Source organism: Desulfoplanes sp. PS50 (assembly GCF_053851535.1).
Genome location: NZ_JBSPZA010000017.1, coordinates 1 through 22,413, shown reverse-complemented (window position 1 = coordinate 22,413; position 22,413 = coordinate 1). Strand labels below are relative to the sequence as shown.

Here is a 22,413-nt window from a genome sequence, read left to right as displayed (position 1 = left end):
TTTAGGTTTTAGGTTTTAAGTTTTAAGTTCAAGCGGTTATAAAATTTTCGTGTTTTTTATGGCAGACTTTCGCGAGTGAGGTACTAACGGACCGGGCCATGAGGTTGTGATGTAGGAAAAACACAGAACAATGCATTATTTCATCCTGTAGCCAATACCGCGGACGGTTTCCAGAAGATGGGAGTGGGCTCCCATCTTCTTGCGCAACCGTCGAATGTGCGTGTCCACTGTCCGGGCGTATCCGTCGAATTCATACCCCCAGACCCTGGAAAGGAGGTGTTCTCTGGTCAGGGGTCGACCCTGATTGAGAATGAGTTCCCTGATCAGTTTGAATTCCGTGGCCGTGAGCTCTTCTGCCTCACCATCGATCCGGAATTCATAGGTCTCGAAATTGACGTAGAGCCCCTTGCTCTTCCATTCGGTCATTTCTTTGGGGGCCGGTTTGATCCTCCTGAGGATCGCCTTGATTCGCAGGGTCAATTCCTTGGGGCTGAAGGGCTTGGTCACATAGTCGTCGGCTCCCAGTTCCAGCCCGGTGATGGTATCTCCTTCCTCCCCCTTGGCCGTGAGCATGATGATGGGAATGTGTTTGAGACCGGGATGTTCCCGAATCTTCCGGCAGACCTCGAATCCGTTCAGTTTCGGGAGCATCAGATCGAGAAGGATCAGGTCGGGGGCGTCCTTGCGGACTTTTTCAAGGGCTTCGTAGCCGTCCATGGCCTTGGTCGTCTCGAATCCGGAGTTTTCCAGATTGAATGCGAGCAGGTTCAGGATATCGGGTTCGTCCTCGACGATCAGTATACGCATGACAAGAGATTCCGGTTTCGGTTGGGAACGGTGTTACCTGGCCTTTTTCTGGATCCTGGCCCTGTACCAGATGGCAATGAGGTTCATCCCGAAAACAAGGATGATCAGGACAAGGGATGTTCCATACTGGAGGGGTCGGGTCTTGTCGATGGCCGTGCCCGCGGTTGCCAGGACATAGACGTGATACGGGAGGGCCATGACATCGTGAAAAATGGACGTGGGCATCTTGGGGGAAAAATAGACCGCAGCCGTGAACATGATCGCGGCTGTCTCACCCGCAGCCCGGCTCAGCCCCAGGATCGATCCGGTCAGCATCCCCGGAAGGGCTGCCGGGAGAACGACGTGTCGGATGGTCTGCCACTTGGTAGCGCCCAGTCCGAGAGAGGCCTCTCTGTAGGTCTGGGGTACCGAGCGCAGGGCCTCTTCCGCAGTCCCGATGATTACCGGGAGAACCAGGAACCCCAGGGTCAGGATGCCTGAAAGGATGCTCACCCCGAATCCCATCCAGGTAACGAAAAAGGCGAGCCCGAAGAGTCCGAAGACCACCGACGGGACCCCGGCCAGGTTGTTGATGGCGAAGCGGATGAACCGGAGCAGCCTGCCGGGCCGGGCGTATTCAAAGAGGTAGATGGCCGAGCAGACCCCCAGGGGAAAGGCTATGACCATGGCCCCGAAGCTCAAAAGGATGGTCCCGACGATACAGGGCATGATCCCGCCCTGGGTCATGGAGCCAAAGGGCCTTTGGGACAGAAACTCCCAGGTGATCACATGGGCGCCGTTGATGACCAGAAAATAGACGATGATGGCCAATGCCAGCCCGTTGATGAACACTGAAAGCCGCAGCAGGGAGAAAATGCCGGCCTGGATCATATTGCGCTGTGTCGATTGATTCATGCTTTCTTCCGCACCATTTAAAGCGTTGCCGCGCCGGTCTGTTTGTGCTTGTGCGCGATGTGTTCGGCGATCATGTTGAAGAACAGGGTGAAAACGAACAGGACCATGCCCGTGGCAAAGAGTGCGTGATAGTGATCACTCTGAAAGGGGGCTTCGGCCATTTCCGCGGCAATGGATGCGGGCATGGGCCGAACGGGATCGAAGATGGAGATCGGGATCAAGGCGGCACCACCGGCTATCATCAAAACAACCATGGTTTCGCCAATGGCCCGGGACATGCCCAGGATAACGGCCGTGCTGATGCCGGAAAGCGATGCGGGCAGAATGACCCTGGCGATGGTTTGCCAGTGGGTGGCCCCCAGTCCCAGGGAGGCCTCCTTGAGTTCGCTGGGGACCGAGTAAATGGCATCTTCGGAAACCGAACAGATGGTCGGAATGGACATGAACGCGAGCATGACCGATGCGTTGAACAGGTTGAGGCCCGTATCGAGATCGAAAAAGTTCTGCAAAAACGGGGCAACAACGACCATGCCGAAAAAACCGATGACCACCGACGGCAGGGCGGCCAATAATTCCACAATGGGCTTGAGAATATTTCTCATGCGCCGGGAACAGATTTCCGCCAGGTAGATGGCCGTCATGACCCCGAGGGGAATGGCCATGAGTGAGGAGACAAGCGTCACGCTCAAGGAGGCCACGATAAGCGGAAGGATGCCGAAATCAGGTGGGTCGGAGGTGGGATACCAATCCCTCCCGAACAGAAAATCGGTCACAGAGACTGTCTTGAAAATGGGAATCCCTTCCATGAACAAAAAGACCATGATCAGGGTCAGGACCAGGATGGAGGCACAGGCACTGACCAGGAAAAACGTCTTGATGCATTTTTCGCGGAAAGCTCTTTTGGTGTGCATGATCGTTCTCGGGTTGCGGCTGGCAGGAAATTCAGATCAGACACCGGGCAGTCTGGGTAACCTGCCCGGTGTTCGATGCGTGGAAGCCTCTGTTAGTACAGGGGGACAAAACCGGCTTCCTTGACCAGAGGCTGTCCGGTTTTGGGATTGAGTACGAAGTTGATGAACTTGGCGGTGTCGCCCTTGGGCCAGCCCTGGGTGAACATGAACAGGGCACGGGAGACAGGGTAGGTACCGCTCAGGGTCGTGGAGGGATTGCCTTCGACGCCGTTGACGGTGAGTCCCTTGATCTCGTTGTTCAGGTAGCCGAAACCGACATAGCCGATGGCCCGCTTGTTCTTGGCCACGGTCTGGGCAACAGCGCCGTTGGAGGCCTGGAGCTGAGCGCGGTTGTAAACACGTTCCTTGTTCATGACCTTCTTTTCCCAGACCTCATAGGTGCCTGAGGATGTGTCACGGGAGATGACCACGATGTTCTGGTCAGGACCGCCGACTTCCTTCCAGTTGGTGATGGTCCCCATGTAGATGCCCTTGAGCTGATCCAGGGTCAGGTTGGAAACGGTGTTGGAGGGGTGAACCACGGGAACGATGCAGTCGTAGGCAACGGAGAAGGGCACGGGGTAGCGACCATTTTCCACGGCACGCTTGACCTCCTTGTCCTTGATGAACCGCGAGGCATCGGCAATGTCCGTGGTCCCGTCAATGAGGGCCTTGATCCCATTGCCGGAACCGCCGCCGGAGATGGAAATGGCGATGTCCGGATTGACTTTCATGAATGCCTCGGCACATTTCTGGGCGATGGGCAGAACCGTGGTGGAACCCTTGATCTGAATGGAACCGGCCCAGGCGGGCAGGGCGACAAAGAGACAGAGAGCGGCAACAAGAGCCTTGAAACCCGATTTCATGATGACCTCCAAAAAGTTAGAAGAGATATCCAAATGGTTGATGGGTACTGTCTATGTACTCTTTGTTACGGGTTTGTGACAAGGAGGATAATTTTTGGTGACAAATGACGATTTGCAAACCATCTTCTGTTTTTTGATGTATTTTCAGGGTGATGCAAGGATAACGAAGAATTGTTCGCAGGAGGGAAGGATTCGAATTTTTCAGCAGCGCACAAAAAAACCCCGTTCATCATATTGATGAACGGGGTTTGGTGCCGATTGGCGTCCCCAAGGGGATTTGAACCCCTGTACCCAGAATGAAAATCTGGTGTCCTGGACCGGGCTAGACGATGGGGACAACCTGTGGCTGGGCGACAAGGATTCGAACCTTGATTGACGGAGTCAGAGTCCGCTGTCCTGCCGTTGAACGATCGCCCAGCAAGAGAGAGCCCTATTTAGGGAAACAGTATTTTGTTGTCAATGGATTTTTTGTCTGAGAACGATTTTTTTACACGGCGGCCAGACGCCGGGTTTTTTTCTTCAGATCATGGATCTGACGGCGCACTTTTTCCCGGGCCGAGCGCTGGGCCTTGGGGATCTGGTTTTTCTGCACCTTGAGTTCGGCAATGGTTTTCTTCAGCGTGGCGATCTGCTGCGCATAGGGAGACGCGCCCCCCTCTTCCTCGGACATGCCCAACTCCTGCTTGATCGTGGCCAAAAGTTCGTCCTTCTGCATGCCGGAGGCGCCGACAATCTGCGGAAAGCTGGTTATGGCTAGGTCCTTGAGCTCCTTGACGGTCATCTTGTTCAGGGGTTTCTTGAGAGCGGAGAGTATTTCTTCGGGATTGAATGTGTTGCTCATGAAAAGATCCTCCTCGTCTAGGTAAGGGTGTTTGAGATTGGACTGGTTGGTTCGTCTGTTTGTTCTGCACCTGCTTCTTCATCAGCGGACTGCTGAAAGAACCGGACATAGGACCTGTAGGCCTTGGCAACGGGCGAGTCATCGTCCGGCAGGGTTTCGGGATTGCCCAGGCCTTGGGGTTTGGCTGGGGCCAGGCGCGAAAAGGACGCAGGCAACAATTTTCTGTTCAGGGGAGAGCGCCCTCTGAGCAGCTCGATATGAATGTGCCTGAAGACCTGTTCGCCCAGAAATCCGTTGACCCGTTCCAGGATCTGGTCCGAAAAATAGGTGAATTCCTGGATGACGATGGCATCCTCGGCGCCGAGGAGCAGGGTGTCCCCCCTGTGCCCCAGGGGGCTGATCAGATCGGTGATGTCCGGACCGAAAAGCGTATCCCATTGTTCCCAAAGCTGGGCCAGGCCGAGGTTGTCCGTACCCTTCTGGTCCTTGAAGAAATGTTTCAAGGCCGTGGCAATGGGGGTTGAAGATGGTTTCCGGTGCATGGATTCACCAAGGCTTCGTCGTAGTCCACGGTTCATGGAAGAATGAACCTGAAACGATTTCCATACGGATCTCCCGCCCAAAGTGCAAGACCGTGACATGTCAAATTTGTGCTCATGGCCGGCTTGCCCCCCTTAGGACGGTTTGAAACTCTCTCGCCGGCCTCGTACCACCAAGCCGTTGCTCAATGAAAACAAGCCGTACGGGCAAGATGTCAGGCAACGGCTTGATGAACGATGCCTGGCTCGCTCAGACAGTCAAACCGCCCTAAGGGGGGCAAGCCGGCCATCATCTTTCAGGTACTTGCATGAGAACATCTCTACCACAGGGTCATTTCCGTGGCTTCCCCAGAATGCCCGATGGCCGGACAAGCAGAATGATGATCAGAATGCCAAAGGCAAAGGCGTCCTTGAAGCCTGAGGAAATATAGGCAGTGCCGAGATTTTCGGCCAGGCCGAGAAGCAGCCCGCCCATGATCGCCCCGGGAATGGACCCGGCACCGCCGAGTACGGCCGCACAAAAGCCTTTCAGGCCTGGAAGGACCCCCATGTATGGGTAGGTGGCGTTGTAATAGGCGGCCATCATCATCCCGGCGGCCCCGCTCATCAGAGCACTGGCGAAAAAGGCCACTCCGATACACCGATCGGGTTTGATCCCCACAACCCGGGCCGCTTCCGGGTCCAGGGCCACGGCCTGCAATGCCTTGCCGTGCCGGGAAAAGTGCATGAACCAGATCAGCCCGGTCATGACGACCACCGCGCCCCCCATGAGCATGAGCTGGATGAGGGAGATGCGGACATTGCCGATGGTCAGGTGGGCTGGAGGAAGTTCCAGGGCAAAGGCTTTGGTCTCTGACCCGAAAAAAAGCAGGGCCAGGGATTGGAGCATGATGGACAGTCCAATGGCCGCGAGCATGGGAATGAGCGGATGCCGGGAGCGCAAGGGGCGGAATACGAGCCGGTCCATGGACAACCCCACGACGCCGGCCATGAGCAATCCAAAGAGGACGGCCACGGGAAAGGGCAGCCCGAGCCAGGCCATTCCGGCCCACAGGCCAAAGGCACCGGCCATGTAGAGTTCCCCCTGGGCCAGATTAATCAGTCCGAGAACCCCGTAGATCAACGTATATCCCAGGGCCACCAGGGCATAGGCCGAGCCGGAGACAAGGCCGTTTATGATTTGTTGGGTGAGCATTGGTTTTTAAGGATAGAGGATTTTTGCGCAGAGGCGCAGGGAAGGAAGGGAAGAAAGGGAGACGGGAGGCAGGAGACAGGAGAAGGGAGAAGAATGAGGTCGGAGATCGGAGGTCCGCGATCACGAACAACATCATCCCAAAGGCCCCGAGATTATCCTCTATCCTTTCTCCTGTCTCCCGCCTCCCGTCTCCTGTCTCCCATCCGTTAAATCCTTTCATATTTTCCGTTCGTGACCTGAAAGAGATAGACATCTCCCTTTTGCACGTCCCCGTTGGCATCGAAGGAGAGGTTGCCGGTCACCCCGGGAAAGGCGTCCAGGTTGTCGAGGTAGGTCTTGATGGCCTCGCCCGTGAGGGCGCCCTGGGAAAAGGCCCCTGCCAGCAGCTGGATCGCGTCATAGGTCAGGGAGGCAAACATGATGTTGTCCGAAGCCTGGGGGTTTGCAGCCAGCACATCCTTGTACGCGGCCACGAATTTCTGGTTCAGTTCCGAAGGATTGGCCTGATCATATTCACTGGCGTTCAGGTGGTTTTCTGCGGCCTTGCCCGCAAGCTCGATATACAGGGGGGCCATATCCCCGAACACCCCGACGCTCAACCCTGTGAGTCCCATCTGTCTGGCCTGGCTCATGAGCGGAGCGGTTTCCTGGAGATAGCCGGGAAAAAAGAGGATGTCGGGATCCGTGCCGGCGATGTTTGTCAGCTGGGCCTGAAAATCCTTGTCTCCTATCTGGAAGGCTTCGACACCCACAGGGGTGATTCCCTGTTCCCCGAGATATTTGCTGAACAATTCCTTGCATCCCTTGCCGTAGGGATCATTGCTGTAGACGATGGCCGCGCTGGGTGTTTCCTTGCCGCTCAATTCCAGGGCCTTGGCCACCAGGGCCTGAGCCTGTGCGTGAATGGGGGTGCACAGGCGAAAGACATAGGGCCCTGCCTGGGAAATCTTGGGCGAGGTGCCCGAAGGGGTGAGCATGACCACGTTGTCCCGGTTGCACAGGGGGGCCGAGGCGAGGACGTTGCCGCTCATCATCGGACCGACGATGGCCTGGACCTTGTCCACGGAGATGAGTTTCTGCACGGCATTGACCGCAGTGGTTGAATCGTCCTTGCTGTCGTAGAAAACGATTTCCAGTTTCCTGCCGTCAATACCACCGGCCGCGTTGATCTGATCCACGGCGATCTCCATGCCGTGACGGGCGGGAATTCCGTCAGAGGCTCCACGGGAAAGGCGCAGGACGGCACCGATCTTGATGGGCGTATCGTTGGAGGAGGTGTCCTTTGTCTCATTGGTGGTTTGCTGGTCATTGTTTCCGCAGGCCGTTGTCACGACGAGCAGAAGGCAGCAACACAGGATGCGCAGTATGTGGCTCATGAAAATCTCCTGGGTTTGGGTACACAATCATTCTGATTGTTGTACAAAGAGGTTCGCATGGGCAGCGGGCAGGGAGAGTGTCACGAAGAAGACGAGCTCTTCAATGACCGATCAAGGAAAAAAGGTGCCTGGCCGTGGCCCTGGGAGGGTGATTGTTGGTGTCCGCTTTCCTGTTTGTCGGTTCACAGACAGGTTCGAACCAGCAGGCCGCAGTTTCCGGAGATGGAACACTGCGGCCTGATAGGGTTCTTAGATGGTATACACTTCACTGCCGGGGAGGATGCGGATGCCATTTTTCTGAAGGATCTCTATGGCCTGGTCCGTGCGGTCGAAGCGGAAAATGAGCACGGCGTTTTTGCCGCTCTGCTGGACAAAGGCATACATGTATTCCACGTTGACGCCTTCCTTGCCCAGGATGTCCAGGATATGATGGAGTCCGCCCGGCTTGTCTTCCATCTCGGCGGCCACCACATTGGTCCGGCCCACGGTGAAACCGTTTTCCTTGAGCACCTGTTTGGCCTTTTCATGGTCCGTGACAATGAGCCGCAGGATGCCGAAGTCCGAGGTGTCGGCCAAAGACAAGGCCCTGATGTTGATGCCTGCCTCGGCGAGAACACGGGTTACCTCGCCCAGCCTTCCGGCTCTGTTTTCCAGGAATACGGATATTTGTTCGACTTTCATGACTCTCCCTCGTTGGTTGTTCGGTTTGGAGCAAAGGGGCTGACGTCTGTCGCCTGTCTGGACTAGGAGCGCAGATCCACGATTCGTTTGGCCTTGCCCTGGGACCGTTCGATGGATTGCGGTTCGACCAGCGATACCTTGGCGGTGACACCCAGAAATTCCTTGATGTCGCGTTGTATCTTGGCTTCAATTTTCTGTAAATGTTTGATTTCGTCAGAGAAGAGTTTTTCGTCGATCTCCACCCGGGCCTCCAGGGTGTCCATGGCTCCCTCACGGCGGATGAGCAGCTGGTAGTGGGAGGTCAGCCCGTGGGTCTCCATGAGGATGGCTTCGATCTGGGTCGGGAAGACGTTGACCCCGCGGATGATGAGCATGTCATCGCTGCGGCCCTTGATTCGGCTCATGCGCACATGGGTCCGGCCGCATTTGCAGGGAATCGGATTGAGGGCGGTGATGTCCCTGGTTCTGTAGCGGATCAGGGGGATGCCCTCCTTGGTGATGGTGGTGATGACCAGTTCCCCGGTTTCTCCATGGGGCAGGACCTCGCCGGTATCGGGATCGATGATCTCCGGGATGAAATGGTCTTCCCAGATGTGCAGTCCGTCCTGGGCCGCGTCGCACTCGATGGCCACGCCCGGACCCATGATTTCTGAGAGTCCGTAGATGTCGTAGGCCTTGATCCCGAGTTTGGACTCGATGTCCTGGCGCATGCCCTCGCTCCAGGGTTCTGCGCCAAAGACGCCGATTTTGAGCTTGAGATCGTCGGGGGTCATGCCCGCTGCGAGAACGGTTTCGTACAGTTTTACGGCGTAGGAAGGGGTGCTGCACAAGATGGTCGAGCCAAAATCCTTCATCAGCATGGCCTGACGCCGGGTTCCCCCTCCGGAAAAGGGCATGATCGTGGCCCCGAGTTTTTCAGCGCCGTAGTGCATGCCCAGTCCGCCGGTGAACAGGCCGTACCCATAGGCGTTGTGGACCATGTCCCGGCGGCATCCCCCGGTGGCCACGAGGCATCGGGCCATGAGGGTGGCCCAGGTATCCACGTCGCGCTGGGTGTATCCGACCACCGTGGCCTTGCCTGTGGTGCCGGAGGAGGCGTGGATGCGGACGATGTTTTCCTTGGGTGTGGCAAAAAGGCCATAGGGGTAGTTGTTGCGCAGGTCCTGCTTTTCTGTGAAGGGAAGGTACTTCAAATCCTTGATGGATTTGATCTGTTCGGGCTTTATCCCCTGTTCCTTGAATTTTTCCCGGTAAAAAGGAACGTTGTGGTACAACTTGTCCACAAGATAGGTGAGGCGACTCGTCTGCAGGGCCTCAAGCTCTTCCCGCGGCATGGTTTCGCGTTCGACATCGTACATCATGATCCCGTCTCCCTGGTGGCTTGGATGAAGGGCGGCTGGCATATGCCGTCCAAATAATTGATGCTACGGATAAAAAAAGCCGCGGTCAGATCGTGCTGTCCGCGGCTTGGTTACTTGATGTGAAACTGGTATGTGCCTAGGCCGACACCACGGATTCCCTTTTGTTCGCAAAGGTAAAAAAATACAAATAAAAAAAGGAAAAAGCGGTGCAATTCTGGCTCATGATGAGTAGTTCTCTGGCAAAGACCGTTTGTGGTGTCAAGGATTTTTTGGGTCACGGCCAGGGCTGATGTGTTCTCATGGCCGGCTTGTCCCCTTAGGACGGTTTGAAACTCCCTCGCCGGCCTCGTACCATCAAGGGGTTGCTCCATGAAAACAAGCCGTACGGGCACGATGTCAGGCAACGGCTTGATGAACGATGCCTGGCTCGCTCAGACAGTCAAACCGTCCTGAGGGGAGCAAGCCGGCCATCATAGTTCCGGTAGGTGCATGTAAACACATGTGTCCTGGGGTGACGGCTGGATATGAACACAAGTGCCTTGTCGTTTGGGGGCTGGGGAAAATGTCGGGCGGAGTACGGGTGCCTGGCGGGAGAATGATTTGCTCTGTTGGTAACTTTCCCGTATGAACAGTGGGTTGACGGCATCGATCTGAACGGGGAAAACCGCATCCAGAGGCCGTTTCCATGATGATTTCATGTGGGGTCGAAAAGGCCTTCACGCAAGGAGAGAACATGTCTGAAGAAAACAAAGCATATATACACAAACGATTGGCGCAGATAAGCGCATGGCTTAAAGACAAAAAGGCCAGGGATATCGTTGCCCTGGACGTTCGGGGCTATTCCTCGGTGACCGAGGGGATGATCATTGCCACGGCCTCCAGTGCCCGGCAGGCCAAATCGCTTGGGTCGCTTCTTCTGGAACAGGGCAAGAAGCACGGCACCCCTGCCATGGGAGTCGAAGGCCTGGAATCAGGGCAATGGATTCTGGTGGATTTCAACGATGTGGTGGTCCATATCTTCCAGAAAGAGGTCAGGGAGCTCTACAATATAGAAGGATTGTTCACGGATGTTCCCCGGATTGTCACAACAGAGGAGGCAAAAGATGGTTGAGCATCCGGTGCTCTTGTTGATTCTGGACGGGTGGGGCAAGGCCGCACCCGGTCCGGGGAATGCCATTTCCCAGGCCCATACCCCGAACCTGGACCGGCTCATGGCCTCCTGCCCAGGTACGACCCTGCAGTGCATGGGGCCGGCTGTGGGTCTGCCCCCCGGGCAGATGGGCAATTCCGAGGTCGGCCACCTCAATCTCGGGGCCGGGCGGATCGTGTACCAGGATATCATGCGCATCAACATGGCTGTCGAGGACGGATCCCTGCGGACCAACGAGGTTGTCGGGGATCTGATCGACACGACCCGGGCACAGGGAGGCCGTCTGCATTTCATGGGGCTGATCTCCGATGGCGGAGTACACAGCGACCAGGCCCACCTTCTGGCCCTTTTGGCGGTCTGCAAGGAAAAAGGGCTTACGGACGTTGTTGTTCATGCCTTTTTGGATGGTCGGGATACGCCTCCTGCAAGCGGGTTTGACTACGTTCAGCGACTGCAGGCGGGCATGGACACCATCGGCGTGGGACGGATCGCCACGGTCAGCGGGCGTTTTTACGCCATGGACCGGGACAAGCGGTGGGAACGTATTGAACTGGCCTATGACGCCCTGACCCTGGGAAAGGGCATTGCCTGTTCCGACCCCCTCGAGGCCATTGAGGCGTCCTATGCCCAGGGGGAAAATGACGAATTCGTCAAGCCTCGAGTGATCATGGACAATGGCTGTCCTGTGGGATGCATCGAAGACGGGGACGCGGTCTTTTTCTTCAATTTCCGGGCAGATCGGGCCCGGCAGATGACCCGGGCTCTGTATGATCCGGAGTTTACGGCGTTCGAGCGCAAAAAATTTCCCCGACTCTGTTCCATGGTCACCATGACCCAGTACGACAAGCATTTCGGCCTGCCGGTGGCTTTCCCCCCTGTCCGAATGCGCCAGATTCTGGGTGAGGTGGTTGCAGAGGCGGGTGCCAGGCAGTTTCGGATCGCGGAAACCGAAAAGTACGCCCATGTGACCTATTTTTTCAATGGTGGCCGCGAAGAACCCTTTGACGGGGAGGATCGGCATCTGGTGCCCTCACCCCGTGAGGTGGCCACCTACGATCTCAAGCCCGAGATGAGCGTGCATGAGGTGGCACGAATTCTCTGCGAGACGCTTCGCAACCGTGAACACCGGCTGATTATCTGTAATTTCGCCAATCTGGACATGGTGGGCCATACCGGAGTCATCCCCGCGGTTATCACGGCCTGCGAGGCCGTGGACGGATGTGTGGGCCAGGTCATGCAGGCCCTGGAAGAGGTCGGGGGCAGGGGGTTGGTTACGGCGGATCACGGCAATGCCGAGGAGATGCTCGACGAGTCGGGCGGGGCCAAGACCTCCCACAGTCTCAACCCGGTTCCCTGCCTTCTGGTGGGTCGAAAGACAGGGGAGATGTGTCTGCGCCCCCAGGGTGCCCTGTGCGATGTGGCCCCGACCCTTTTGGAGATGATGGGCCTGGCTCAGCCCGAAGAGATGACCGGCACGTCGCTTCTGCAAAAGAACGCCGGATAAAGGGAGCCGGTCGTCCGCTGTCACCTAGCCGGCATCCTGTACCTCTTGTCCCGCAGCCATCTTCCCCTGCAGCGCCACACCTCCAAGGATCAGGATGAGCCCGACCACGGTGGAGCCAAGAATGGGCTCACCGACCAGCATGTTGATCAGTCCCAGGGAAACGATCGGGGAAAGATAGATGAGATGGCTGATCCTGCCGGCGCTCGTGGCATACTTGAGGGCCATGAGCCAGAAGACGAAGGTGACCCCCATCTCAAAGACGCCGACATAGACAGCACCCGCAAGTCCGGCCCAAGAGCTGAAGGAAAAGCTCGATACCAATGGTGTATAGATACTGATATAGATGGTTCCGAAACAGAAATTCACAAACAGACGTACGCAGGGATCGAGTTTGTCCCGGGTGTTCAGGATCCAGTAGAAGGCCCAGATGAGTGTGCTTCCCAGTGCCAGCCCCGTACCCAGGGGATCGGAGAATTCAAGGCTCAAAACATGGCCGTGGGTGGCGATGACCAGCACTCCGAGATAGCTGATCATGATGGCCGCAAACTGGCGTCTGCCCACCCGCTGGCCCAGAAGCGGGATGGACAGGATGGTCATGGTGATGGCCCATGTATAGTTGAGGGCCTGGGCCTCCTGGGCAGGGAGCAGGGTATAGGCCTTGAAGAGGATCAGGTAGTAGAGCAGCGGATTGAGCAATCCCATGCCCATGGATGTCAGGATGTCACGTGGGCCGAGGGAACGCAGCAGGCCAAGCTTTTTCTGGAAGACAAGGATGAAAAACAGCACGCATGTGGAGGCCATGGTGGCATAGGCCAGAAGCTGGACATGATCCATGTGCCGCAGGGTGAGCTTGAAGGCCGAGGCCACGGTGGACCAGATGAGAACCGAAGTCAGGCCGAACGCATAGGCCTTGGATTGGCGGGAAAGGGACATGATCATCCATTCATAAGAGAAATGAGAACCCAACCATACCTCGGAGATTATCCGGGGATGTCAGCATTATACGAGGAAGAACAACGTGGAACACGATTCAACGACCAGCGAACCAGACATGAACGATTCCGAGAAGACAGAAATTCTGGAAACCGCATTGAGCGGGCTTCCGGAATTTTTGCAGGAGGCCTGCGCCAGCATGGGCTGGACATCACTGACCCCGGTCCAGTCGCGGACTATTCCTTATCTGACTACAGGGCGGGATGTCATGGTCCAGTCCCGGACCGGAACCGGCAAGACAGGCGCCTACGTGCTGCCTCTGTTCGAGAAGATCGATGCGCAGCGGCCCGTATGTCAGGCCCTGATCCTTGTCCCGACCAGGGAGCTCGCGCGGCAGGTCATTGCCGAGGCCCAGGCCATCAACACGGGCGGTAATGTCAGGACCGCAGTTTTATACGGCGGGGCCTCGTACACTGCCCAGCTCACGGATCTGCGCGACGGAGCGCATTTTGTGGTCGGTACCCCGGGGAGGGTTCTGGATCATCTGCTCAAGGGAACCCTGAATCTGGACAATATTTCCTTTCTGGTCCTGGACGAGGCCGACCGGATGCTCTCCATGGGTTTTTATCCGGACATGAAAGCCGTGCAGGGGTATCTCCCCGGGAAAAAAATCGTTACCGCGCTTTTTTCCGCTACCTACCCCCCGCATGTCAAACGGCTGGCCGGAGAATTTCTGAACAATCCCCAGGTGCTCAGTCTGAGCAGCGACCACATGCACGTCACCGAAGTGGAGCACGTCTATTACAAGGTGCCGGGCATGAAGCGCGATCGGGCCCTTATCCGCATTCTGGAGATGGAGAATCCAACCTCGGCGATCATCTTCTGCAACACCAAGGCGAATGTGCATTACGTCGCCGTTGTCCTGAAGCGATTCGGTTATGATGCGGACGAGCTCAGCTCCGACCTTTCCCAGGGTGCCCGGGACCGGGTTCTGGGCCGGGTCCGTACGGGTGATCTCCGTTTTCTGGTGGCCACGGATGTGGCGGCCCGGGGGATCGATATTCCTGAACTCTCCCATGTCATCCAGTATGAACCGCCCGAAGATCCCGAGGTCTATATCCACAGAGCCGGCCGGACCGGGCGGGCCGGAGCCAGCGGTCAGGCGATCATTCTTGTCGATGTGATCGAAGAACTCAAGATGAAATCCATCGCCAACCAGTTCCGTGTGCCCATCCAGGAGCGGGAGCTGCCCGGTGACGGGGATGTTCAGGAGCTTATGTCCGAACGGGCCATTGCCCTGCTCGAGGCCAGGATGCGGACCATGGATCTGCTCGAAAAGGAGCGCATGGAACGGTTTCTGCCTCTGGCCAAAATGCTTGGCGAGGATGAGGAGATGCGTCCCCTCATGGCCATGCTCCTGGATGAATTCTATCAGAGCACCGTGACCAAACCCGTGGAAATACCTGCCGGGGATCAGCAGCAGGGCAAAGAGGCCCCGGGTCCAACACCCCGCAATCGGTCCAAACCACAGGGCAAGAGAAAACGTCCGCCCAGGGGCAAAGGCGGTCCCAGGACCGGTAAGAACCAGGGCAGACAGAACCGGCATTCATCTACCAACAACAAGGAGTAATTCCATGACCCGAGCAAGGGCCCGGCACATACTTGTGCCCACACGTGAACGCTGTGAAGCGTTGAAGCAGGATATTTTGAACGGACAGGATTTTGCCGAAGTGGCGGCAGCCCATTCCTCGTGCCCTTCAGGCCGAAGGGGCGGTGATCTGGGAGAATTCGGCCGGGGGGAAATGGTCCCGGAATTCGAGAATGTCGTCTTTGCCGAGGAAGTGGGCGTGGTTCACGGCCCCGTGCAGACGCAATTCGGATTTCACCTCATCGAGGTGACCGAACGAACAGACTAGGCACGAACGGATCAAGATCCAGGCATGTGCCAGAGATTCACAAGGGCCGGACCACCCTCCGAGAGGAAGGGTGGTCCGGCCCTTGTGCGTCTGGATGGAAAGATCGGTCATTCGTCCACATAGTAGGCCGTCTCGAGGAGTTCTCTGGTGGTGTAGGCTGTCTGCACCCTGAGTCTGGCCAGTGCGAAGTCCTCGGCTGTGTACTCGGTTTCCATCTGCCGTCGGATCATCTCTTTGAGGGCCAGGGTGACCTTGCGGGGAAGGGTTACATGGGAGATCCCCCTGATTTTCCCCATGTCGGAGAGAAAGATGCCCATGCGGATGGGCAGGGGCAGGTTCATGAAATGATCGAGATATTCCCCATACTGGGATCGGGCATCGAAACTTCCCTCAACGGGTCCAAAGGTTTGGTCGTTGAAGGAGAGAATCAGAAAGGGGATCGGCGGGAAGGTATCGGCAGCGAACAATCCCATGGACGTGACTCCCTGGGTGAAGGCATGCATCTCTTCCAGGGTGGTTCCGGGAAAATTGAGGTTCAGATTCAAGCCGTTCGCATCGGCCTGCAGCCAGGATCCTTCGACACGTGGGACAGAAATGTGTAACGGACTGTTGATGCAAATGGTGGTCATGAGGTTGTTTCTGGAAAAAGGTTGGCAGTTACGCTTGAAAACATAGTAAAAAAAATATATAAGTCAACGTATTTTATGAAAAATTTGTCATACAAAAGGAGGATTGTCTGATGACATATCAAGTAATACGCCCTGGGTTCGATAGCCTTGTGGACCGTATCAATCGCTTTCCCCAGGGGGCGCCTCCTTCACCTGTGTTATACAAAATTCTGAACATCCTGTTTTCTGAAAAAGAGGCCGAATTGGTGGCCAAATTGCCTATCAAACCTTTTGACGTCCATACGGCGGCCCGGGTCTGGGACAAACCCCTGGATGCAACCCAGAGGATTCTGGACGAGCTTTCCGGGCGGGCCCTTTTGGTGGATATCGAGGAAGAGGATGGCCGATCCGTGTATGTGCTTCCTCCGCCCATGGCCGGATTTTTCGAATTCTCCATGATGCGCACCCGGGGGGATATCGATCAGCATCTGCTTGCGCAATTGTTTTATCAGTACTGCAATGAGGAAGAGGATTTCATCAAGAATCTCTTTGTCAAGGGAGAGACCCAGCTTGGCCGGGTCTTTGTGAACGAGTCCGTGCTGGCCAAAGAGGGGGACAGCCGGGTTCTTGATTACGAACGGGCTTCGGAGGTCATCAAAACATCACCGCAGATGGGGGTCTCGACCTGTTATTGCCGGTCCAAAATGGAGCACATGGGCCGGGCCTGTGATGCCCCCCAGGATATCTGCATGACCTTCAATGCCTCGGCGGGATCCCTTATCAAACACGGATTCGCCCGGTCCGTGGATGTCTCCGAGGGCCTCGATCTGCTCAATCAGGCCTATGAGCACAACCTGGTCCAATTCGGGGAAAACTGCAGGCAGGGGGTCAACTTCATCTGCAATTGCTGCGGATGTTGCTGCGAGGCCATGCTGGCGGCCAAACGGTTCGGTCTGCTTCATCCCATCCACACGACCAATTTTCTGCCTGAAATCGATTACGACCGATGCACCACCTGCGGGAAATGCGTAAACGCCTGTCCGGTGGAGGCCATGGGCCTGGTTTCTGCCAATGATTCCTCTGAGCCCAAACGCAAGAAGGCCCACGTGCACGCCGACATCTGTCTGGGCTGCGGCGTCTGCGCCAGGAATTGTCCGGAAGGGGCCATAACCATGCAGCCGAGGGAAGAACGGGTCATCACGCCCCTTAATTCCACCCACCGGTGCGTGGTCATGGCCATTGAACGGGGCCAGTTGCAGAACCTGATTTTTGACAATCAGGTCCTCTGGAGCCACCGGGCCCTGGCCGCGGTTCTGGGCGTGGTGCTCAAATTGCCCGGGATCAAACAGACCCTGGCCCTCAAGCAGGTCAAGTCCAGGTATTTGGAGTATGTGATCACGAATGTTTACAAAGGATGATGAGGGACAAAAGTGCGCAGTACGCAGGGCGCAGTGCGCAGGGAAGGCGGAAGATAGGGAGACGGGAGACGGGAGGAACGGAGACGGGAAAAAAAGTGCGCAGGGCGCAGAAAAGGCGGGAGACAGGGAGGAGGGAGAAATGGAGGCGGGAGACGGGGAAAAACCCCGGACTAGATCCGTCATCCCGGACTTGATCCGGGATCTTGGTGGATGTGGTCGATAGGTTGGCGACCGGGGCAGGCTTCATGTCGTTTGAGATCCCGGCTTTCGCCGGGATGACGACAAGGGGCGAAAATTCAGCTCCAAAATGACAACTTTGTTTCAGGACTCGACAAAATGGGAAAGGAACGAGGTCTGAGGCCGAACGTCTGATGTCGGCAGGTTGAGAGGATCGGTTTGCAGGTTGGCAATTTTTTTTCAGGACCCGGGAAAATCTTTTTTACGCGATCCGGTTGACACTTGGTGAATCGTTCGTAGGTTTTGTATTCGGCGCTTCGCAGACCCCTTTGGTGGCGGAGTTTTTGGTTTGTTATCTCTTTTGGACGGCAGGTGTGCCGAAAAATTGGGGATAGGGAACCCGCATTTATGAACACGGTGTTCCCGAACTGCCCTCTTTCCCAGCAGCGGGTCGATAGGTTCGGATCATCGCAAGCAGTCAGGAAGGAAACGTATGCAAAAGGTAGAAAACGGTCTGTTCGTTCAGGTAGCCTACACAGGAAAGCTCGAAGACGGGCAGGTATTCGATACCAGCGAAGGAAAAGCACCCCTTGAGATCCCCATGGGCGCGGGACAGATGATCCCGGGCTTTGAGGCCGCCCTCATGGATATGGAATTGGGCGAGAAAAAGACCTTCACCCTCTCCCCGGACGAGGCCTATGGCGATCACATGGCCGAAAGGATCATGGATTTCCCGACCGAGCAGATCCCCGATGACATGGATCCGCAGGTGGGACAGACCATTGGCGTGTCCACCTCCGAAGGCCAGCAGATGCCGGCCATTATCACCCATGTGGACGAGGAAAAGGTCACCCTGGATCTCAACCACCCCCTGGCAGGCAAATCCCTGACCTTTGATATCGAAGTAGTCGGTATTAACAAGGAATCTGCCTCTCAGGAAGCCCCATCCTGTGCCGGCGGCAGCTGCTCGAGCTGCGGCGGCGGTTGCGGGTGAGATCGGTAGGTTCTCGCCGGTAATGTATATAACCCTCCAGCATCTTGCCGTGTACAAGGCGCTGGAGGGTTTTTGGACCCATAACATGTGCAGGAAAGGATCATGCTGAATTTTCGAGTCAACCAGGACCGGTGCATTGCATGCGGCCAGTGCGTTAAGGATTGCCCGGCCCGATGTATTGTCATGGAAAAGGGGGAATTGCCAAAGATCTCCGACGCCAAGCGGTGCATCCGCTGCCAGCATTGTCTGGCCGTCTGCCCCACGGGCGCCATTTCCATTCTCGGGGTCGATCCCGACGCAAGTCTTCCCCTGGAGCATGAGCTGCCCCCGGTGCATTCCATGGAAACGCTCATCAAGGGCCGCCGTTCCGTACGCCAATACGCACAAAAGTCCCTGGATCGGGCGACCATCAACAGGCTTGTTGAAACAGCCTGGCATGCCCCTACCGGAACCAATTCCCAGGGCGTACTCTTTACCGTGACCATGACCCGGGAGATCACCGAATCCCTGGGCCGGGAGATCTATGCCCGACTGGGAGAGATGCTCCCCAAGCTGGACCCGGAAGCAGACACCCTGGCCCACAAATACCTGCGCATGGCCCATACGGCGTACACCGAGCATGGTAATGACGTCATCCTGCGTGGTGCCCCGCATATCCTCATTGCCAGCGCCCCGGGCAAGGTCGCGGTTCCCCAGGTGGACTGCGTCATCGCCCTGACCAATTTCGAGCTCATGGCCCAGACAATGGGCATTGGTACGGTATGGGACGGCATGCTCACCTGGGCGCTGACCGAATTCTTCCCCGACCTGGCCGGTCGCCTCGGTGTGCCCAAGGCCCATACCATCGGCTACTGCATGGCCTTCGGACGGCCCGCAGTACGCTACCACCGCACCGTGCAGCGAGGCCCTGCCAAAGTGAATCTGGTTGAAGCCTTTTGAGAATCAGCCAGACATATTTTAACGCAGAAACGCCCCGGATCACATTGATCCGGGGCGTTTCTGCGTTAAAAGCGATTCGCTGGCGGGTACGGTATACCCCCATGCCGCACTGCCACGGCCTCTTATTAGAATCGAGTTTCAGGGGTACGTAGCTAAAAATCGACAAAAAACTTTAGATGTCAGGTAGATATGCTTGAGATGTCTGTAAGACCCTATGACGGGTAGCCAATGGCAGCGAGGAGCCTCTTGATATGGAATGGCAGATTCTTAGCTTTCGAGCGTATCAATCTTCAATGAAGAAATCCGTGTCCACCTTTTTAACTTCGTACACTGCCGCAGAACTTACGCCGACCCCGTGATCAATCATGAGCTGAACCAGATCGGAGCCGTCAATCAAAACAACCTTTGGATCGATTTTCTGCACATAGTCCAGTGCTTCTTTTGAGAAATGGCTGGTTGTAATGAACACGCCTTTCTTGGCCCGTTGTCCGTGAAGCGCACCTACGAATTTTTGAATCTCTGGCCTGCCTACAACGGCCTCCCATCGTTTGGCCTGCAAATAGATTGCATCCAGACCCAGGCGATCTTCTTTGATAACCCCGTCGATGCCTTCATCTGCTGTTTTTCTCGTGGCCTTGCCAGCTTCCTTTACTGAGCCTCCGTATCCCATGGCAACAATGAGGTTAACGACCAATTTCTCGAAAAACTCCGGTGTATTACCCTTGATTAAATGAAGTAACTCGTTTGCGACCTCGTCTCTCAATTGCTGATAGGCTTGTTCGAGAGTTTCTTCAGGGGTCGTTGGCGATGCTTCATTATCGTTGGTATGGGTAACCTTCTCGGTTTTGTTCTTGCTGCTTGCCTGCCGGAATTCCTGAAATTCTGCAAACCGCGCCAAATACTTGATGTCGATTTGAGCAGGGGATTCAGCAAGAATTTTTCGCCCACGCTCGGTAATATGAAATACCCCTCGTTTTGGTGATTCCAAGACTCGGGCCTGTGTGAGATACACTTTTGCCCATGCCACACGGTTTGCAAACGTGGTTTGTCGACCACTTGGCAGTCGTTCCTGAAGGTCTTCCTCGGAAAGTTTCAGTACTTTTGCCAGCCCTTCACGAGCCTCTTGCATGGTGTATTCTTCGCCACCAGCGGAGAGCTTGAGCAATGGCAACATCAATGATTGAAAATCAGGTACGGCCAAGGTGAGCTCCTGTTTTTGTCTATGGGTCTAATCTTTCGAACGTAGTGATCTGCTGCAAAATCTGAATGGCGGTTGTTTTAACGTCCATGATTTGTTTCCGTTGCGGATTGTTCGGCCTGTTGCTGATAGGTCACCCCGAAGATGGTGTCGCCCAGCCATTTCTTGAACGACGGGTTGTCGCTGAACTGTTTGAACAGCTCGGTGTGGTCGGACAAGAGATCGATCATGACGCGTTGCAGCGCGGCGTCGTGTTCGATTCGGGCGGTTTTCTTATCGTTGTTCTTCATGGCGTTCTGGTAGGCCGCGTCCGCAGCGACCTTGGCCGGGATCTCCTCGGCGATGACCGTGCGGATCTTGTCGCCGTCCTTCCAATCGATGTTGCCGAACTGGTCGTTGAACGCCTTGATGATGTTGCTCAGTTGGTCCAGCTCCGGTTCCGGTTTTCGGCCGCCGCCGCTGGTCGGCACGGGGCCGACTTCGGCATCCTGATCGGCAAGGCCGATCTTCAGGCTGGTTTTCACCTCGACACGGTAGCTGTCCATGTCGATGGCCTCCAGAATGCCCCGGGAGAGATCCTCTTCCTTGGGTGCGGGGAGTTTCGGGATCAGGAAATTCAGAAAGATCGACAGCTTTTCCCAGTCGGCATTCGAGTAAGGCAGGATTGAGGCCAGAAAACCGTAGGTACGCACGAAGGCCTTTGCCTTGCCTTTGAAGTCCACCTGGCCGCCCTCATCGAGATCGGCGTTATAGGTGCCCACGCAGGCGTCCAGAATCGGATCGAGCTTGTCGCGGTCCGCACCGTTTAGGTAGAGCCCCACCAGATCGTCGATTTGCGCCTGCGAATAGACCTGGTAGCCGTCCAGATCCGACTTCAGGTCGTGCAGCTTGTTGGGGTCGGTCTCGTCACTGAGGATGGTGGTGCGGTAATAGGGTTCGAACGACTTCTGGATGGTCTCCGAGTCGTTGTAGAAATCGAGCACAAAGGTGTCGTGTTTCTGCGGATGGGCGCGATTGAGTCGCGAGAGGGGCTGCACCGCCTTGATGCCGGAGAGCGCCTTGTCCACGTACATGGTGTGCAGCAGCGGTTCGTCGTAGCCGGTCTGGAACTTGTCGGCGACGATCAGGAAGCGGTACGGGTCCTGTTGCACCTTGTCCGGGATCTGGCTGCTGGGGAAGCCGTTCAGCGTCGCTTCGGTGACCTTCTTCCCGCCATACTCGTGCTCCCCGGAAAAGGCTACGATGGGTGCGTAAGGGCTTTTGCGCTCCTTGAGGTAGTCCCTGAAGGCGTGGAAATACTGAATGGCCCGCTTGATACCGTTGGTGATGACCATGGCCCGGGCATGGCCGCCGATCTTGCGGTGGCCGATCACCTGGGCGTGGAAGTGGTCCACCATGATCTCCGCCTTCTCGCGGATGGCGTGCTCATGGGACTCCACATAGCGGCGCAGCTTTTTCTGGGCCTTGTTGGCGTCGAAGAGCGGGTCGTCCTCCACGGTCTTGGCCAGGCGATAATAACTCTCCACCGGGGTGTAGTTCTTCAGCACATCGAGGATGAAGCCCTCCTGGATGGCCTGTTTCATGGTGTAGCTGTGGAACGGGTGGTGCTTCACAGTGCCGTCCGGCTGCGGGTCCGGCTCGCCGAAGATCTCCAGGGTCTTGTTTTTGGGAGTCGCGGTGAAGGCAAAGTAGCTGGCGTTGGTCACCATCTTCCGACCTTCCATAATCTTATTGATCTTGTCCTCGACCGTCTCTTCCCCCTCGTCATCAGAGCCGCCGTAGGGTGTGGTCTCTTCCAGTACACGATTCATGGCGGCAGTGGTCTTGCCGCCCTGGCTGGAATGGGCCTCGTCGATGATGATGGCGAACTTGCTCTGGCGGTGTTTGTCGCCGATCTCATCGAGGATGAACGGGAACTTCTGCACCGTGGTGATGATGATTTTGGCTCCTCGCTATTTCGTGTGGGTAGGGGGAAATTCGAGCTTGCCCCCGAGGAGGTAAATCATGGTGATGAGATTACGAGTTGAACGGTATCCACGGGCTTTAGCTTTTGCTGCTTGAATGAG

21 protein-coding genes and 2 tRNA genes are annotated in these 22,413 nt (G+C 56.3%); 7 read left to right on the top strand and 16 right to left on the bottom strand.

The genetic code is table 11. The features are described from left to right. Nucleotides 1-135: 135 nt before the first annotated feature. From ACTVJH_RS08925 to ACTVJH_RS08870, 12 genes are all read right to left on the bottom strand, one after another. The gene (locus tag ACTVJH_RS08925) at nucleotides 136-807 is read right to left on the bottom strand and encodes a response regulator transcription factor (RefSeq protein ID WP_455989538.1); all 672 of its coding nucleotides are present in this window, start codon (nucleotides 805-807) and stop codon (nucleotides 136-138) included. Between the two features lie 33 nt (nucleotides 808-840). After that, a complete protein-coding gene (gene pstA, locus ACTVJH_RS08920) occupies nucleotides 841-1,701 on the bottom strand; it encodes a phosphate ABC transporter permease PstA (RefSeq protein WP_455989536.1) in 861 nt (286 codons plus the stop codon). Between the two features lie 17 nt (nucleotides 1,702-1,718). Further along, nucleotides 1,719-2,612, bottom strand: coding sequence for a phosphate ABC transporter permease subunit PstC (gene pstC, locus ACTVJH_RS08915; protein ID WP_455989534.1), 894 nt, complete (start codon nucleotides 2,610-2,612; stop codon nucleotides 1,719-1,721). Between the two features lie 92 nt (nucleotides 2,613-2,704). Then, on the bottom strand, nucleotides 2,705-3,517 hold the full coding sequence (locus ACTVJH_RS08910; RefSeq protein ID WP_455989532.1) for a phosphate ABC transporter substrate-binding protein: 813 nt from the start codon (nucleotides 3,515-3,517) through the stop codon (nucleotides 2,705-2,707). A 259-nt stretch (nucleotides 3,518-3,776) separates the two neighbouring features. Beyond that, nucleotides 3,777-3,854, bottom strand: a tRNA-Glu gene (locus tag ACTVJH_RS08905). 6 nt (nucleotides 3,855-3,860) lie between these two features. After that, nucleotides 3,861-3,934 (bottom strand) — tRNA-Gln (locus tag ACTVJH_RS08900). Between the two features lie 70 nt (nucleotides 3,935-4,004). Further along, entirely contained in the window at nucleotides 4,005-4,358 is a 354-nt protein-coding gene (locus ACTVJH_RS08895) for a hypothetical protein (protein WP_455989530.1), read from the bottom strand. A 17-nt stretch (nucleotides 4,359-4,375) separates the two neighbouring features. After that, nucleotides 4,376-4,900: a DUF721 domain-containing protein gene (locus ACTVJH_RS08890; protein ID WP_455989528.1), complete on the bottom strand. Its 525-nt coding sequence runs from the start codon at nucleotides 4,898-4,900 to the stop codon at nucleotides 4,376-4,378. Between the two features lie 328 nt (nucleotides 4,901-5,228). Beyond that, nucleotides 5,229-6,092, bottom strand: a complete 864-nt coding sequence (locus tag ACTVJH_RS08885; RefSeq protein ID WP_455989526.1) for a branched-chain amino acid ABC transporter permease — start codon at nucleotides 6,090-6,092, stop codon at nucleotides 5,229-5,231. Between the two features lie 206 nt (nucleotides 6,093-6,298). Further along, the gene (locus ACTVJH_RS08880) at nucleotides 6,299-7,468 is read right to left on the bottom strand and encodes an ABC transporter substrate-binding protein (protein ID WP_455989524.1); all 1,170 of its coding nucleotides are present in this window, start codon (nucleotides 7,466-7,468) and stop codon (nucleotides 6,299-6,301) included. Nucleotides 7,469-7,717: 249 nt separating this feature from the next. Continuing rightward, on the bottom strand, nucleotides 7,718-8,149 hold the full coding sequence (locus ACTVJH_RS08875) for an ACT domain-containing protein (RefSeq protein ID WP_455989522.1): 432 nt from the start codon (nucleotides 8,147-8,149) through the stop codon (nucleotides 7,718-7,720). A 62-nt stretch (nucleotides 8,150-8,211) separates the two neighbouring features. Continuing rightward, the gene (locus ACTVJH_RS08870) at nucleotides 8,212-9,510 is read right to left on the bottom strand and encodes a phenylacetate--CoA ligase family protein (RefSeq protein WP_455989644.1); all 1,299 of its coding nucleotides are present in this window, start codon (nucleotides 9,508-9,510) and stop codon (nucleotides 8,212-8,214) included. 733 nt (nucleotides 9,511-10,243) lie between these two features. On the opposite strand from ACTVJH_RS08870, the gene rsfS reads away from it, so the two are divergent. Beyond that, complete coding sequence (gene rsfS, locus ACTVJH_RS08865; RefSeq protein ID WP_455989520.1) at nucleotides 10,244-10,621, top strand: ribosome silencing factor; 378 nt, start codon at nucleotides 10,244-10,246, stop codon at nucleotides 10,619-10,621. After that, nucleotides 10,614-12,164: a 2,3-bisphosphoglycerate-independent phosphoglycerate mutase gene (gene gpmI / locus ACTVJH_RS08860; RefSeq protein WP_455989518.1), complete on the top strand. Its 1,551-nt coding sequence runs from the start codon at nucleotides 10,614-10,616 to the stop codon at nucleotides 12,162-12,164. The genes rsfS and gpmI overlap by 8 nt, the downstream gene beginning before the upstream one ends. A 24-nt stretch (nucleotides 12,165-12,188) precedes the next feature. On the opposite strand, the gene ACTVJH_RS08855 is transcribed toward gpmI, so the two are convergent. Further along, nucleotides 12,189-13,097, bottom strand: coding sequence for a DMT family transporter (locus ACTVJH_RS08855; protein WP_455989516.1), 909 nt, complete (start codon nucleotides 13,095-13,097; stop codon nucleotides 12,189-12,191). Nucleotides 13,098-13,182: 85 nt separating this feature from the next. Here ACTVJH_RS08855 and ACTVJH_RS08850 point away from each other — a divergent pair, with 85 nt between their 5' ends. Next, entirely contained in the window at nucleotides 13,183-14,727 is a 1,545-nt protein-coding gene (locus tag ACTVJH_RS08850; RefSeq protein ID WP_455989514.1) for a DEAD/DEAH box helicase, read from the top strand. A 4-nt stretch (nucleotides 14,728-14,731) separates the two neighbouring features. Further along, nucleotides 14,732-15,013: a peptidylprolyl isomerase gene (locus ACTVJH_RS08845; RefSeq protein ID WP_455989512.1), complete on the top strand. Its 282-nt coding sequence runs from the start codon at nucleotides 14,732-14,734 to the stop codon at nucleotides 15,011-15,013. Nucleotides 15,014-15,120: 107 nt separating this feature from the next. On the opposite strand, the gene ACTVJH_RS08840 is transcribed toward ACTVJH_RS08845, so the two are convergent. Further along, nucleotides 15,121-15,642, bottom strand: coding sequence for a hypothetical protein (locus tag ACTVJH_RS08840; RefSeq protein ID WP_455989510.1), 522 nt, complete (start codon nucleotides 15,640-15,642; stop codon nucleotides 15,121-15,123). 110 nt (nucleotides 15,643-15,752) lie between these two features. Between ACTVJH_RS08840 and ACTVJH_RS08835 the strand changes: the two genes are divergently transcribed. The 3 genes from ACTVJH_RS08835 (at nucleotide 15,753) to ACTVJH_RS08825 (ending at nucleotide 19,149) form a co-directional block, all read left to right on the top strand. Continuing rightward, nucleotides 15,753-17,039, top strand: a complete 1,287-nt coding sequence (locus ACTVJH_RS08835) for a 4Fe-4S dicluster domain-containing protein (protein ID WP_455989508.1) — start codon at nucleotides 15,753-15,755, stop codon at nucleotides 17,037-17,039. Between the two features lie 670 nt (nucleotides 17,040-17,709). Next, on the top strand, nucleotides 17,710-18,210 hold the full coding sequence (locus tag ACTVJH_RS08830) for an FKBP-type peptidyl-prolyl cis-trans isomerase (RefSeq protein WP_455989506.1): 501 nt from the start codon (nucleotides 17,710-17,712) through the stop codon (nucleotides 18,208-18,210). A 102-nt stretch (nucleotides 18,211-18,312) separates the two neighbouring features. Then, nucleotides 18,313-19,149 (top strand): nitroreductase family protein, encoded by an 837-nt coding sequence (locus ACTVJH_RS08825; RefSeq protein ID WP_455989504.1) that lies wholly within the window; start codon nucleotides 18,313-18,315, stop codon nucleotides 19,147-19,149. Between the two features lie 283 nt (nucleotides 19,150-19,432). Here ACTVJH_RS08825 and ACTVJH_RS08820 read toward each other — a convergent pair whose 3' ends face one another. Together ACTVJH_RS08820 and ACTVJH_RS08815 are read right to left on the bottom strand one after the other, a co-directional pair. Next, nucleotides 19,433-20,350, bottom strand: a complete 918-nt coding sequence (locus ACTVJH_RS08820; RefSeq protein WP_455989502.1) for a restriction endonuclease — start codon at nucleotides 20,348-20,350, stop codon at nucleotides 19,433-19,435. A 77-nt stretch (nucleotides 20,351-20,427) separates the two neighbouring features. After that, nucleotides 20,428-22,272 carry a type I restriction enzyme subunit R domain-containing protein gene (locus tag ACTVJH_RS08815; protein ID WP_455989500.1) on the bottom strand — a complete coding sequence of 615 codons (1,845 nt, stop codon included), beginning with the start codon at nucleotides 22,270-22,272 and terminating at the stop codon, nucleotides 20,428-20,430. Nucleotides 22,273-22,413 lie beyond the last annotated feature (141 nt).